14 protein-coding genes are annotated in these 15,001 nt (G+C 50.3%); 1 reads left to right on the forward strand and 13 read right to left on the reverse strand.

Annotated features, from left to right (window positions below; all coding sequences use genetic code 11):
- Nucleotides 1–179: 179 nt before the first annotated feature.
- Nucleotides 180–2,885 (forward strand): DNA polymerase I, encoded by a 2,706-nt coding sequence (gene polA / locus A3193_RS16405; RefSeq protein ID WP_069015307.1) that lies wholly within the window; start codon nt 180–182, stop codon nt 2,883–2,885.
- A gap of 310 nt (nt 2,886–3,195) precedes the next feature.
- Here polA and A3193_RS16410 read toward each other — a convergent pair whose 3' ends face one another.
- The 13 genes from A3193_RS16410 to ppa form a co-directional block, all read right to left on the reverse strand.
- A complete protein-coding gene (locus A3193_RS16410; RefSeq protein WP_069003164.1) occupies nt 3,196–3,651 on the reverse strand; it encodes a hypothetical protein in 456 nt (151 codons plus the stop codon).
- 86 nt (nt 3,652–3,737) lie between these two features.
- Nucleotides 3,738–4,247 (reverse strand): DUF302 domain-containing protein, encoded by a 510-nt coding sequence (locus tag A3193_RS16415; RefSeq protein ID WP_069003163.1) that lies wholly within the window; start codon nt 4,245–4,247, stop codon nt 3,738–3,740.
- Between the two features lie 94 nt (nt 4,248–4,341).
- The gene (locus A3193_RS16420) at nt 4,342–5,181 is read right to left on the reverse strand and encodes a c-type cytochrome (protein WP_069003162.1); all 840 of its coding nucleotides are present in this window, start codon (nt 5,179–5,181) and stop codon (nt 4,342–4,344) included.
- A 35-nt stretch (nt 5,182–5,216) separates the two neighbouring features.
- Nucleotides 5,217–5,894, reverse strand: coding sequence for a 4Fe-4S dicluster domain-containing protein (locus A3193_RS16425; protein ID WP_069015308.1), 678 nt, complete (start codon nt 5,892–5,894; stop codon nt 5,217–5,219).
- 23 nt (nt 5,895–5,917) lie between these two features.
- Nucleotides 5,918–8,506 (reverse strand): molybdopterin-containing oxidoreductase family protein, encoded by a 2,589-nt coding sequence (locus A3193_RS16430; RefSeq protein WP_069015309.1) that lies wholly within the window; start codon nt 8,504–8,506, stop codon nt 5,918–5,920.
- 45 nt (nt 8,507–8,551) lie between these two features.
- A complete protein-coding gene (locus tag A3193_RS16435; protein WP_069003159.1) occupies nt 8,552–9,334 on the reverse strand; it encodes a cytochrome c3 family protein in 783 nt (260 codons plus the stop codon).
- Between the two features lie 411 nt (nt 9,335–9,745).
- Nucleotides 9,746–10,519: a Crp/Fnr family transcriptional regulator gene (locus A3193_RS16440; RefSeq protein ID WP_069003158.1), complete on the reverse strand. Its 774-nt coding sequence runs from the start codon at nt 10,517–10,519 to the stop codon at nt 9,746–9,748.
- A gap of 124 nt (nt 10,520–10,643) precedes the next feature.
- Entirely contained in the window at nt 10,644–11,411 is a 768-nt protein-coding gene (locus tag A3193_RS20825) for a hypothetical protein (protein ID WP_235615019.1), read from the reverse strand.
- Between the two features lie 523 nt (nt 11,412–11,934).
- Nucleotides 11,935–12,546: a ribosome biogenesis GTP-binding protein YihA/YsxC gene (yihA, locus tag A3193_RS16450; protein WP_069003157.1), complete on the reverse strand. Its 612-nt coding sequence runs from the start codon at nt 12,544–12,546 to the stop codon at nt 11,935–11,937.
- A gap of 54 nt (nt 12,547–12,600) precedes the next feature.
- Complete coding sequence (locus A3193_RS16455) at nt 12,601–13,053, reverse strand: bacteriohemerythrin (RefSeq protein ID WP_069003156.1); 453 nt, start codon at nt 13,051–13,053, stop codon at nt 12,601–12,603.
- Nucleotides 13,054–13,166: 113 nt separating this feature from the next.
- Complete coding sequence (moaC, locus tag A3193_RS16460; protein WP_069003155.1) at nt 13,167–13,646, reverse strand: cyclic pyranopterin monophosphate synthase MoaC; 480 nt, start codon at nt 13,644–13,646, stop codon at nt 13,167–13,169.
- Nucleotides 13,646–14,185: a metallophosphoesterase family protein gene (locus A3193_RS16465; RefSeq protein ID WP_069003154.1), complete on the reverse strand. Its 540-nt coding sequence runs from the start codon at nt 14,183–14,185 to the stop codon at nt 13,646–13,648. Before A3193_RS16465 ends, moaC begins: the two co-directional genes overlap by 1 nt.
- A 39-nt stretch (nt 14,186–14,224) precedes the next feature.
- Nucleotides 14,225–14,773 carry an inorganic diphosphatase gene (gene ppa / locus A3193_RS16470; RefSeq protein WP_069003153.1) on the reverse strand — a complete coding sequence of 183 codons (549 nt, stop codon included), beginning with the start codon at nt 14,771–14,773 and terminating at the stop codon, nt 14,225–14,227.
- Nucleotides 14,774–15,001 lie beyond the last annotated feature (228 nt).

Consider the following 15,001-nt stretch of genomic DNA (forward strand, 5'->3'; position numbering starts at 1 on the left):
TGTGCCCCACGCATTTAAAGATAGATCAGATCTGGATAAAGACCAAGAAAAATAGTAAGGAATGTTGTTTAGGCTTGTTCAAACCTTGTGGAAAGGCGACAAAGCCGCCTGTTTTCCGCTAACATGAGCAGCCTGGATCGCCTTCCATGGTAAAGTATTCATAGGATAAACAATAAGTTATGTCAGAAAAGCCGCCATTTGTTCTGGTTGATGGATCATCCTACCTGTTTCGGGCCTACCACGCCCTACCGGACCTCAGTAACTCACAGGGGGAGCCGACAGGAGCGATCGTCGGGGTGCTCAACATGCTGCGTCGTCTGATCGGTGATTATCAGCCGCACTATATGGCGGTGGTCTTCGATGCGCCGGGCGGTAGTTTCCGCAATGAACTCTATCCCGACTACAAGGCCAATCGGCCGCCGATGCCGGAGGATCTGCGCTGTCAGATCGAACCCCTGCATGAAATCGTTCAGGCCATGGGGCTGCCGCTGGTTATGGTGGCCGGTGTTGAGGCGGATGATGTGATTGGCACCCTGGCTGTGCAGGCGACGGAAGCCGGCCTGGAGACGGTGATCTCCACGGGAGACAAGGATATGGCTCAGCTGGTCAATCCCTCGGTAAGCCTGGTCAATACCATGTCCGAGACCACCACGGATGAGCAGGGGGTAATGGACAAATTCGGTGTCAGACCGGACCAGATTATCGACTATCTGGCCCTGGTGGGTGACAGTGCGGACAATATACCGGGGGTACCGAAATGTGGTCCGAAAACCGCAGCAAAATGGCTTAAAAGCTACGAAACGCTGGATGAGCTGATCAGTCATGCAGACGAAATTGGTGGTAAAATAGGCGAAAATCTTCGATCCAGTCTTGAACAGCTACCATTATCGAGAAAATTGGCGACAATTAAGCTGGATGTGGCGCTCGATCAGGCGCCCAAGGATCACAGCATCGGAGACCAGAACACGTCACTGCTGGGAAGCCATTTTCAGCGCATGGAGTCCAATCGGCTGCTGGCGAGCCTTGAGGGTACCGACCAGGAGGCGCCGCAAGCGGAGGCAGAGGCCGCTGTCGAGGCAGATTATCAGACCATTCTCAGCCAGGCGGAGCTGCTCAAGTGGCTGAAACGACTCAGTTCCAGTGAACTGTTCGCCTTTGACACGGAGACCACCAGCCTCGATTACATGCAGGCCGAACTGGTGGGTATCTCCTTTGCCATCTCGCCCGGTGAGGCGGCCTATGTGCCCCTAGCCCATGACTATCCGGGGGCTCCGGAACAGCTCTCTCTGGAGTGGGTGTTGGAGCAGTTCAAGCCCCTGCTGGAAGACCCTGAGCAGAAAAAGGTGGGTCAGAATCTGAAATACGACATGAGCGTGCTGGCCCGCTATGGCATCCAGATGCAGGGTATCGCCTTTGACACCATGCTGGAGTCCTATGTGCTCAATTCCACGGCAACCCGCCACGATATGGATTCGTTGGCGAAAAACTATCTGAACCACGCCACGATCCACTTTGAGGATATCGCCGGGAAGGGCAAAAAACAGCTCACGTTCAATCAGATCGAGCTGGATCAGGCCTCGCCATACGCTGCCGAAGATGCGGATATAACCTTAAGGTTGCACCAGGAAATCTGGCCGAAACTAGAAAGTGAGTCTTCACTAACAAAGCTCTTCAATGAACTGGAAGTGGCTCTGGTTCCGGTGCTTTCTCGCATTGAGCGTAACGGGGTCAGCGTCGATAGCACGATGCTGCGTCAGCAGAGTGACGCTTTTGCCCGGCAGCTTCATGAGCTGGAGCAGCAGGCCTACAGCCTGGCCGGCCACAACTTCAATCTGGGCTCGCCGAAACAGATCGGTGAGGTTTTTTTCAATGAGCTGCAGTTGCCGGTGATCAGCAAAACCCCGAAAGGGGCCCCATCCACCGCCGAGTCGGTGTTGGTCGAATTGGCCCATCAGGGGCATGAACTGCCGTCGGTGATCCTGCAACACCGGGGATTGGCTAAACTGAAATCCACCTACACCGATAAGCTGCCCGAGATGGTCAATCCGACCACAGGAAGGGTGCATACCTCCTATCATCAGGCTGTCGCCGCCACCGGCAGACTCTCCTCAACCGACCCGAATCTGCAGAATATCCCGATTCGCAGCGAGGAGGGGCGTCGTATCCGACAGGCCTTTGTGCCTCAAGCCGGCTGGAAAATGGTGGCAGCCGACTATTCCCAGATTGAACTGCGCATCATGGCCCATCTGTCACAGGATCAGGGGCTGTTACAGGCCTTCTCAGAGGGTAAGGACATCCATACCGCTACCGCAGCAGAGGTTTTCGGCACCGAGCTGGAGCAGGTGAGTTCAGAGCAGCGCCGTTCTGCCAAAGCGATCAATTTCGGCTTGATCTACGGAATGTCGGCCTTCGGTCTGGCACGACAGCTGGGTATCGAGCGGAAGGCAGCCCAGGAGTATGTCGACCTCTATTTCGATCGCTACCCCGGCGTGGCTGAGTTTATGGATCGAATCCGTGAGCAGGCCCATCAGCAGGGCTATGTGGAGACCCTGTACGGTCGTCGCCTCTATCTGCCCGATATCAATGCCCGCAATCATCAGCGCCGTACAGCCGCTGAGCGCACCGCCATCAATGCGCCCATGCAGGGTACAGCGGCGGATATCATTAAACGGGCCATGCTCTCGGTCGATCAGTGGATTGAAGGGGAGAAACCGCCAGTGCAGATGCTGATGCAGGTACACGATGAGTTGGTCTTCGAGGTCGAACCGGAGTATCTGCAAGAGGCCACGACAGTGCTGACGGAGCGTATGCAGGGGGCGGCTCTACTCGATGTCCCACTCCTGGTGGATGTCGGTGTGGGTGACAATTGGGACGAGGCCCATTGAGGCAGATGCAAAATAGTTGAGTAGGTTGCTGAACTTTTTCCGGGCAGCCCAGTCAGAGGTTCTGTAAGTCGTACGGCACGGGTCGCTTTTCCTCCCTTTGCGACCCACCCCTTCCCGGTGACCCCATCCGGGAAGATCCGGCCCCGTCAGTCTCTCCCCTTAGGCTGATGGGGCCACTTTTTTATATGGTATTGATTTTCTTAGATCTCTTACGGACAGGATTGCCCTGTTCCAATACGCATATTTTGTAAGGTATTTGTAAGCGCACGGATCTGTTGCATCTGTCGAGAGCTCTCTGTGATAACCCAAATCAGTGCATGAGGCGTGAGATCAGTGACTGTTCAGGGAATGTGGTTTGAGTGAGATCGACGACTGCATCCGGTTGTAGCTTGAGTGCTGCATCGGCCAGAATGACAACGGGCAGCACCACATTATGTCCCCAGGGTTTGGTGCTGAATTCTGTTAGCCAGGTTATCACTGACTGATTCTGTTTTGAGACCAGCAACGATTCAATATTATGTAGTACTGTTGGTCCTGCCTGCATCGTCTCGAACAGAGTGCGATCGAGTTCAGCAAGGGTCAGGTCTGCAGCCTTCATGCCGAGAGGTGCCATCTCGGTTTCACGATAATCGTAAAATGAATAGTTCAGTTCATGTGCCAGGGTTTTGAATAGATCTGGGCGATATTCGGGAAAAGCGACAATCAGTCCATACCACTCCGTTTTGTTGGCTAACTGCTGAGCGACTATTTTTATCCATTGTTCCATCGAGTAATCCGGTATCTGTTCAGGCGTTCCTGGTATCGGTCTTCTACGTTGACTGAGGCACTGGCCAATTTGTCTGTTGTTGTTATTTAGAAATCTCCAGTGGCACCCGCCGTCATTACTGCAAGCATGGCCTGGTTGACACGAATTGCGATGGTCTGCAGTTCCGGCGATAGGGAGGTGCTGTTGATCAACATGTCGAGGTTGAGCATATAGAGCCAGGCTTTTCCATGCTGATCTTCCACCAGAGATATACGGCATGGCATGTAGGCTGAATAGAGAGGATCACTGACTACCATCTGTACGGCGTCTTCCGGATCGCAGAACTGCAGAATCTCGAGATGGGGGGATTTCAAACCTCGGGCTCGTACCTCTTCATGCACCTTCTGACGTCCAACCAGGCGCAGGTTCAATTCTGCCGCTTTGGATGTCATGGCGTCACCTGCGTCGGCTAGGCTGACACCGCTGGCAAGGCTCATTTTAATGACTGATTGATAGATGTCAGCAATCTCTACCTCAGGATCTTCACCGGCGGACAGGTTGAATGTAAGGAGTAAGAAAGCTAAGAAGCAGAGATTATATTTGGTAGATAATTTCATGATCGTCTCCCCATAGTCGATGAATATGCAGGCAGATCATTTCGCTTCCGAAATAGTTTTACTAGTTATCTGCCTGATGGAAAGGTGATTTGCATTAATTGGGCATGAACAGTATTCCTGTTGGGGTGATTCTGAAGTTGCCGGATAGACCAGCGATAGAACGCATATCCTGATTGAGCGGCTTGAGAACAATATCGCCGGAAGGTGTGACTCTGAATTGGCCGGATATATTGAGATCGTCCTGATCGCCTCCCTGTACCATACCGACCATACTCATACTGTCCATCATGCTGGACATGCCTACCGAGAAGTCATTTGTTTCAGGAAGAGGTGGATGAGCAGGTAGAGTTGTGACATAGGCGATAATGTCATCGATTTCAGAGTCAGCATAGTCATCGAATGTTTCGTCTTCAGGATCGTCGTCATGGTGACGTTGTTTATCCTGAAATTTTTTGATTTGGCTAAAGATGTAACTGCCGTATTGCCCTGCTACCGGTGGTATGTCCTTTTTAGGTTTTCCCAAACCTGATTTCTTGTGGCAGGATTTGCACACATCATTGAATATTTCTTTGCCTTTGTCGGGTTTGCCATTAGGGTATTCAGGGATTTTTGGCAGGTTGAGATTGCGTAAGTTGACCCCTGCGAGGTATTCCGAAATGTCCCTGATATCGTCATCGGTCATTTTTTTGATGGACGAAGCGATAACCATAGGAGCATAACTTCGTTCACCGGAACGATAGAATTTGAGTTCCTTTTCCAGATAGTCGGCGGGTAAGCCGGCCAATCTGGGAGACATGGTGCCAGGAGTTCCCTGACCATAGTCACCGTGGCAGAGTGCACAGCTCCTGTTAATCCGTTTGCCATTCTCGATATTCAAAGCCTGACATAGATTTGGTAGTAATAGTAAGAGTATCAATACAGTTTTAAGCAGCATTCATTGACTCCTGGGTTATCGGTTCAACTTTTATGTTAAGAATTATCGTTATCTACGTTGCCTTTAGAGTGGGCAATGAAACGAATCGAGGGATTGGTTAGTTTTGGATCAGCCATGTTCTTGACCTGTTTGACAGGCTGTTCATTTGGTCCAATCGCTGTTGTATCGAAATTGCCGCTATCGAGTTGATCGATTGGGCCGATATCCAACACGCGCATCATACAGGCCATAACACAGTATGGTTTGCGTCCGGCATCGATCTCATCGACGCACATGTTGCATTTTTTAACCAGATTATCACTGGGATCGAATTGAGGTGCGCCGTATGGACAGGCGGCTTCACAACGTCTGCAACCGATACAAAGTGAGGAGTCAATGTCGACAATGCCGTCTTGCTTACGTTTGAAGATGGCGCCTGTTGGGCAGGTCGGCAGGCAGGCAGGTTGTGCACAGTGGTTGCAAGACATGTTGACCTTGTAAGCATAGACATCGGGAAAATCACCTCCCTCAATGTAGCTTACTCGGCGAAAGCGTGGTCCCGGCGCAAGCCCGTTTTTGTCTTTACATGCTATTTCACAGGCACGGCAGCCAATACAATCAACATTATGATGTATGAAGCCTAATTGTTGATCAGGATCAACAGGTGTGTAAACCTGTTGTTTACGCCGTTTGACCGCTGCTTTTATTTTTGATTTGTCCATGGTTTTGCTCATACGAATGAACTCCAGTTGATCGACTAGATGTCGCGGCCAAAGACATGGGTTCTGGATATGGATGTTTCATCCCAGCCTGCACGATGTTGTAGTGTTGTTTTACGTATGTTTACGAGAATGGTGTTGTAGGCAAAAGATCCTGCTGGACTCGGTGTGTCAGCGCTGAGCATATTGGGATTACCGGCACGATCGATGCCTTTGCTGTCCAAATCGATCCATGCCCCTTCGGGGATGGCGACAACGCCAGGCAGACATCTTTGGGTCACATAAGCCGGAACCACCAATCTGCCACGATCGTTCCATACTTCAATTTTGTCTCCTGTAGAGATACCGAGCTTTTTCGCGTCACCGGCATTGATTGTAATCTCCTGATCATAGGTTTCTCGCAGGATGGCGCTGTTATTGAAAATTGAATGTGTTCTATGTCTTGGATGTGGCGTGATCAAATGAAATGGATACTTTTCTGTTTTGGTTGGGTGGTTCAGGGATTCGAAAGGTTCAATCCATTTTGGAATTGAAGGAATATGGTAGCCATAACGTGTTTTGGTCCAGTCGTTGATGCGAGCCAGTTCGTCACACAGGATTTCAATTTTTCCTGAAGGTGTCTGAAACGGTAGGCCAAGTTCCACCTGATCCTGAAAGGCGATGTGCGGACGCTCAAGTTTTACTTTGTAGACACCGTGCTTTTTAAACTCCGTCCAGGGCATTTCCACATGTTGGTGATGCATTACCCGCTCTTCCCACCAGGTACGCAGATACTCCTCATCGACCGGGTCTGGGTTGTTCCAATAGTCACGCGTGGCTTTCGGGTTGTATGCCTGGCCAAACTTATCGCCGATACCTGTCATGTTACCTAAGCGGTAGGCAAGTTCCGTAAACACCTGAAAGTCAGACTTGCTTTCACCCAATGGTTCGATCACTTTAGGTCTGTGTATATAGTAATGACCCTTGTACCAGGGAAGGGCTACATCATGTCTTTCGAAGTGTGTGCAGATCGGTAACAATACGTCAGAATAGAGACCGGAGGTTGTAATCGTCTGGTCGAGGCAAACCACCAGATCCAACTTGTTGATGGCTTCGATTTCTGCATTGATATTGGTGAGTTGGTTGAACCAGTTTGATCCTTGATAGAATATGCCACGGATATTCGGGATCACACCGTCAAGATTGTCATCGCGTGGCCAGAGACCAGCTTCCTGGCGGGTTACGTTGGGGTAGTTGTTGACAATATGAGCCCAACGATCCGATTTGATCGAGGAGAACCAGATATTGGAATAATCATCATATGGGTGGGCCACCCCTTCTGCATGCCAGGCCTTACCTACACCTTCGGCACAGCCGCCGAGTATGCCGATATTACCGGTCATAGCCTGTAGTGCGGCTGCCATTCGATTATACTGTTCACCGTAGTCGTTTCGTCCAGGGCCCCAGCACGCTTTGAGTGCGGCTGGTTTCGTTGTGGCATACATATCAGCAAGTTTTCTGATATCTGCTGCCTTGACGCCACAGATCTTTTCAGCCCACTCCGGTGTTTTAGGCTGACCGTCATACTTGCCCAGAATATAATCTTTGAAATTTTCTGTGCCGTTGGGTGAATTTTTTGACCATTCAGGCATGGTGTCTGCATCCATACCTTGTACAAATTTATTGATGAATGCCTGGTCCTGTAGATTGTTGGTAAAGATGTAATGTGCCATACCAGCCATCATTGCTGCATCGGTATTGGGCTTGATTGGAATCCACCAAGCATCGAAGGTGGCTGCTGTATCGGTGTATAAGGGATCGATTACGACGAACTTACAGCCATTCTGTTTCGCCTTACGCATGTAGTAGATGGTATTTCCGCCATGAAATGTGTAGGCTGGATTCCAGCCCCACATGATCAATAGTTTCGAATGGGCGAAAGTATCATCTTCATTGCCGTCTTCAATGGTACCGAAGGTCCAACGTGAACTTGTGGTAGTACCCTGATAGGAGGGAACGGACCAGCAACTCGTGCGACAGGCAAACATTCCCAGAAAACGCCCTTGCAAACCTTCGATTTGATCTGATTTATGTAAGACACCATAAGAGGCCCCAGCATAGCTCTGATCGAGTATGGCTTGTGATCCATACTGGGCTTTTATTTCGATGAGCTTATTGGCGATGAAATCCAGTGCTTCATCCCAGGAGACACGTTTGAATTTACCTGAACCTCTTTCGCCAACACGCATCATCGGATAGAGTAATCTTTCGGCGCAATAGATGCGTTCTCGATAGGCTCTGCCGCGAAGACAGGCTCTGAGTTGCGGTTCCTCATCCGTATCCTTGCCATAGCAACCATCCCGTTGGTAGCGTCCATCATCCGAAGAGAGTCGCACAATCACATCATTCTGTTTATGAGCTACCAGCATATGACGTGAACCACAGTTATGGGCGCAACTGGTGACAACCGTTTCCAATTGGTTGTCGGTAGGATAGGGTTGATAAGCTTGTGCAGTAGCTTTATTGATTTTGACAAGCCCGCCTGCGGCCAATGTTGCAAAACCAGTTGCTGATACCTTGAGAAAATTTCTGCGTTCCTGATTCAGGGAGTTGTTGATCAGCTTTGTTAGTGCATGTTTCTTTATCATCGTCACTGTTCCGGTTTTTGTCTCTGTAAGTGTTGGCAAAAGAGACTAATTCGTGAAACGAGAATCGTATTCCGTTGGACGATTTTTTGCCCACTCAGGTAATGCACCTGGCATTCTTTGCAACCAGGGACGTCTTACGTAGGGATAGGGAATGGCATACCAGGCGCGTCCACCATGGCAGCCGTAACAAAGATCACTTTCGTTGGCTTGCAGGTTTTCAATTTCATATTCATTAAGAAAGTTCAATTTATGACGGACTGTCCTGTATTCCTTGTGACAAGTAACACAATCATTTTCAAATTTTTCTGCGACTTCAGGCCAATCGCCGGATAGACCTGACATCACTTTGTAATCGAATCTCCCATGGCACATAAGGCAGATGTCGGGATCAACGGCCTTACGCAAAATCAATCCGGATTGTGATGTTTCTGAGCTGCCTGAAACTTCATCTTTTGGGTCATGTCCTTGGTGACAGGTGATGCATTTGAATTGCATGAAGCGTCTGGCTTCAGGGGTTATAAGGTGGCGACGATGAAATGTCTCTTGAGGGCCGGTATAGTTCGGATTTGCCTGATACCAGGCAATACTCTCTTCTGATTTGATTCCTGCTGGCGATTCGCTACGAGACTTTCTCTGAATAATTTCCTGGTGACAGTTGAGGCACTGCTCATCACTGGCCTGGTCGATGGCGGGTTTGAAGTGAATTGGGTCCCAGCGGGAGCCAAGATAGTCATGCTCCGGGTCTTCTACTTCATTTGCCTGGATCTGTGTAACACAAAGCATCAAACTCATGAGCAGCAATATCAGTGCCGTTTGGCTTTGTTTCATAGCAATCTCCTCATCTACTCATACAATGTATAAGTAACAGCGATTTCGTTATTGTGCCGGTTGTCGGTAACGCAATGATCATCAGTATTCAGTAGATACTGTATAACCAGACAACCAAGCTGCTGTTGAAAGTATTAATAATGCTTGTGAAACGATGGGTCAGCTTATTTTTGTGAGGTTCTCATAGTGCGAGACTTTTCTGACACGAGTGAATGCTATTGTTCTGTGCGCTGGTTGTAATTAACTTATGTTAATGATTTTCGAAAATATGATGGCGATATGGCCACACTATTAAAAGTGTTTTGATGGTTGGCTTGTTACTTAAGTAGGTTTTCAATCGAAGTGCTACAAAACCTAAATTGAGGATAACAGGAGTGGTTTGTGCAATGACGTGGGCTGAACTTAAAGTGATTAAAGAATGTTGCTTACATGCAGGCAATTTGGATCAAAATGAGCCAATGATTTGAGTTTTTCTTCATTCAGAACCTGTATCTTTCCTTTGCCACAAGCAATTAAATTGTCCTGTTTGAGTTGTCTGAGTGTTCTGTTTACATGGATAGCCGTCAAACCAACTGCATCTGCAAGGTCTTCTTGGGTGATAGGTAAGTCGATCGGACGGTTGTCATAGGGTGGTGTGTTGGTTCTATTGAGTTGTTTAAGCCGATGGTTGAATTCAACCAGTGTAAAAGCAATGCTCTCTACAGCGCTTTTGGCTCCGGTGCTGGCTAAATGCTCCTGACAGAAAGCCATCATCTTGGCGTTTTTCATAATTAATTCTGAAGCGATATCTTTATGCTCACAGATCATTCTGTAAACTTCATCCTTTGAAAACGCACACACCGTGATATCTGTAAGGGCAACAGCACCATGATGCATCGTACCTTCCAGGTCGCCCTGGAAACCTAAAAAATCCCCTGGTGTAGCAAACCGCAGTCCCTGGATCTTGCCGTTTTTTAGTGTCTTGTATAATTTCACGCAACCACTGAAAAGCGTGTAAACGTGAGTGCTGGTTTCTCCTTCATGGTAGAGATGTGATTTTGCCTCATAGGTGAGTTGCGAAGAGCGGTGATTCTGAGTATGTCCAAGTTGATCCTGAGGAACGCGTTTAAATAAAGCCATGCTGCGGATCGGGCAGGCCTCACATTGAGTCTCGCTTTTTTGCTTCTCTTTTGAGCTATCTAACATTCTATTGTCGATAAGTCCGCCAAAAGATTGCACTGTTTAGTGCTATTGGAATGAATAGGCTGCCATCGTAAATCCGATGGCAGCCATGTTGTTTCAGTAACTCAGTAGGGAGCGTTCCGCCCTATCACCAGAACCGATACCAGGCGCGACTCTGCTGGCCGCCCATGCCGCTCATTCCATCCATACCGGACATCCCGCTCATGCCACCCATTCCGGACATCCCGTTCATGCCGCTCATGCCGGACATCCCGCTCATGCCACCCATTCCGGACATCCCGGACATTCCACTCATGCCGCCCATACCGGACATCCCGCTCATACCGCCCATTCCGGACATCCCGCTCATGCCACCCATTCCGGACATCCCGCTCATGCCACCCATTCCGGACATCCCGCTCATGCCACCCATTCCGCCCATACCGGACATCCCGCTCATGCCGCCCATACCGGACATTCCGCTCATGCCACCCATGCCGGACATTCCGCTCATGCCACCCATACCGGACATTCCGCTCATGCCGCCCATACCGGACATTCCGCCCATGCCACCCATACCGGACATTCCGCTCATGCCACCCATGCCGGACATCCCGCCCATGCCGGACATTCCGCCCATGCCGGACATTCCGCCCATACCGGACATTCCACTCATGCCGCCCATACCGGACATTCCGCTCATGCCACCCATACCGGACATTCCGCTCATGCCGGCTGGATAGAGTTGAACTCCTTGAGGTGTCACACGGTAAGTTCCATACGTTCCGCCCATGCCGGACATCCCGCTCATGCCACCCATGCCGGACATCCCGCTCATGCCGCCCATGCCGGACATCCCGCTCATGCCACCCATGCCGGACATCCCGCTCATGCCGGACATTTGGTTATTACTCATTTGTGCGTGCACGTGAGGAATACTCAACATTCCACTGGTTAGTACGAGAATCATGGCTTGGGCTGTTTTTTTGAGTTTCATGGTGATTTACTCCCTCAATAGTTTTTTTATAAGTCGCAGTAAACAGACTCTCCATACAATAAGTGCACCAACTTTTAGGCTGAGAGGCGTGAGCGGGTCAGGAATTGTCTTGGTAGAACGCTACTTATATCAATTTATCAAGGGGTTAGCTGGTTGCTGATAAGCGTGTGATGGGATGAGAACGTGCTCAGGAATGCTTCTCAGGATGCCTGCCTGCAGATTCAGATGACTGTCAATCTGACAGGTTGAGCCACTCTTATTTTGGATAAGTCCTTATCCTGTTTACGAATTAATTGTCTGACAATTTGTCACTGCATGACCTTCGCAAAGTGGTTCGAGGTTAAGCTGATTGTGGAGATCAATCCTAAGAACGTATGGCAATGGCGAGGGTTCCTCAACCGGGCTTAAGGCTTTTGTGAATTCGAGAGGGTTTTAAATGCACTCACGTATGAGGCAGATCTGGCAATTCGAACCAACTGTCCAGAACCTGATGACATGTCTCTATGCCCTCTTTTTTCAGAGAAGAGAAGCGTTGAACGGAAATTTCTGGGTGATCGCTCAGGCTTCGCTGCACCTGTAGCTGAGTGCTCTTTGCCGCTCCGGTTTTAAGTTTGTCCGCCTTGGTCAGGAGAATATGGGTGGGAAGGCCGTGGTGGGTATTCCACTGCAGCATTTGCAAGTCATATTGGGTGAGTGGATGCCGAATATCCATTAACAGGATCAACCCTCTGAGGCACTGGCGATGCTCAATATAGTTTGCCAGGCTCCTTTGCCACTGCTTTTTCACCGCTTCTGCGACCTTTGCATAACCGTAACCGGGCAGGTCAACGAGTCTGCGCTGTTCATCCAGTTCAAAGAAGTTCAACAGCTGGGTTCTACCTGGCGTTTTACTGGTACGCGCCAAGGACTTCTGGCTGCATAGGGTATTCAAAGCGCTCGATTTGCCAGCATTGGAGCGGCCGGCAAAAGCGACTTCGTAGCCCTCGTCGATGGGGGATTGGGAGAGTTTGGCGGCACTTTTGAGAAAGTGGGCCCGGTGGTAATAAGGGTTCATGGTCTTCCTAAGCTCAATGAACCCTCGATTTTAGCCTGTATGGGTATTAGGCAACTAGCCCCAGAGTCGTTGAATCCAGGATTTTTTACCCAGTTTCGGTTGGGCGCCTGCCTGCAGGAAGAAGCCGCTGTACTGCATATCCTCTTCCATGATGTGTTTGGTCAGCCAGGTCTTGAGGAAGTGCATCAGCTCAAAACCGATGGCGGTCTTGCCAGCCGCTACTTTATCCAGCAGATCCGCGACAGACCCTAGCAACTCCTCGTGCACCTCCTTATGCTCTTCATAGCCAGGATAGTTGAGGATGCGCATCAGGCTCTCTTCCACGGCAAAATGGATACGAGTGTAATCTGCGAGATCGGTCAGGATGCTTTTGACCACATCACTGCCGTGGCGCTGATGTATCGCCTCATGCATTTTGTTGACCAGATCGACCAGCATCTTATGCTGTTCATCGATCTCTTCGATACCGACGCTCAAGGCATCGGACCACTCTACGAATTTACCCATTTGTGCATCCTTACTACTCAGAAAGTTACTAATAGTCTGTCAACTTAGCGGCGTTAGATTGTGACAGGCTTCACGTAAATGCACAAACTTAAACGGCAGGCCTAAAATAAACTTTAATCGACCCTTTCCCAGGTTCCCGATTTTCCACCACTCTTCTCCAATAAGCGGACCTGGTGGATCGCCATTCCCCGGTCCACCGCCTTGCACATGTCGTAGATGGTCAGCAGGGTGACCTGAGTGGCACAGAGGGCTTCAATCTCGACCCCGGTCTGACCAATGGTCTCAACATGGGCGCGACAGTGGATGGTATTGGTTTCGGCGTCGGCTTGCAGATCGATTTCGACCTTGGTGATCGCCAGCGGGTGGCATAGGGGAATCAGATCCGGCGCCTTTTTCGCCGCCATGATGCCGGCAACCCGGGCGATTCCCAGGACATCCCCCTTTTTATGGCGACCCTCAACGATCATTTCGAGCGTTTCCGGCTGCATGGAGATGTGGCCCTCGGTCACCGCTTTTCTTCGGGTTGAGGCCTTGTCGCCCACATCCACCATATGGGCCTCGCCGGAGGCGTTGAAATGGGTGAATTCCGCCATCAGTAACCCGCCTCCCGCTCAATTTGTTTGGAAACCTCCCGGGCTTCGAAGGTCATCTCTTGCAGATTTGCCATGATAAAGGTGGCCGGTGATTTTCCAACACCACCGATTGTTCCGGGGTTGACCAGATGAGTGGTGCCCCCTTTGATATTGGTGAATTGTTCGAAACTCAGCTTATGGCTGTGTCCGCAACAGACCAGATCCCAGTCACCGGTAGCCGCCATGGCCCTTGCGTAGTGGGGGTAGTGGACCAGGAAGATCTTCCGCCCGGCCAGCTCCACCCCGGCATCCATACCGTGGTAGTGGATATGGCTGTCATCATTGTTGGCCAACCGCGCCAGGGTATAGAGATCACCGCTGTTATTGCCGTGAATCACATGTACAGGCAGGCCATATTTCTGCAGGCAGTGGAGGGTGCTTGGGGCGACGACGTCACCACAATGAAGTACCGCCTCAGCGCCATCGGCCTTGGCCGATTCCACTGCCGCATCCAGCAGCGGAATATGGTCATGACTGTCAGATACGATACAGACCTTCATACTTCACTCCTGGCCAGACAGCTTGGCACCCTGACCGATTTAAAAGTGTGGTTTTTCCGGTGCATCCTGGAACATCTGTACCGAGTTGCTGACCTCTTCTTTAGCCGCTTCAGCCCCTTCCCAGCCGGATACACGAACCCATTTGCCCTCATCGAGATCCTTGTAGTGTTCGAAAAAATGAGCAATACGCTCCATCAGCTCTTCCGGCATGTCATCATAGGATTTCACGTGGGTCCAGCGGCTGGAGACATCGTCCACAGGTACGGCAACCACTTTGGCATCGTCGCCCGATTCGTCCGTCATTTTCAATACCGCGACAGGACGACAGCGGATCACGGAACCGGGAATCAGTGGAAATGCCGTGGGGACCATCACATCACAGGGATCACCGTCGTCTGACAAGGTATGGGGAATGTAACCGTAGTTGGCCGGGTAGTGCATAGCTGTGCGCAGGATGCGGTCGACGAACATCGCGCCGGTCTCCTTGTCCACTTCATACTTGACAGGGTCGGCGTTCGAGGGAATTTCAATTATGACGTTGATTTCGTCAGGAATACTCTTTCCTGAAGAGACACGGTCTAGGTTCATTTGTCTTACCTTGCAGTGAAAAACAGCGGTGATCGAATCCAGCCAGTAGGCCGGTGGTGTGAGATGTGAAGGGTACGGATTACCAGAGCGGGTGTCCAGTATGAGCCGGCCTGATGGCTTGACCCGAGAGTCGTATCGTTGCGTAGATTATCCTGACAACGGCGAGGGGGTTGTTGGAATGCCCTATTTGGCGTGGTCAAGCGCCCGGTAAGGGGTCGTCTGCATTTC

The organism is Candidatus Thiodiazotropha endoloripes, from assembly GCF_001708965.1.
In the GTDB taxonomy this organism is placed as follows: Bacteria; Pseudomonadota; Gammaproteobacteria; order Chromatiales; family Chromatiaceae; genus Thiodiazotropha; species Thiodiazotropha endoloripes.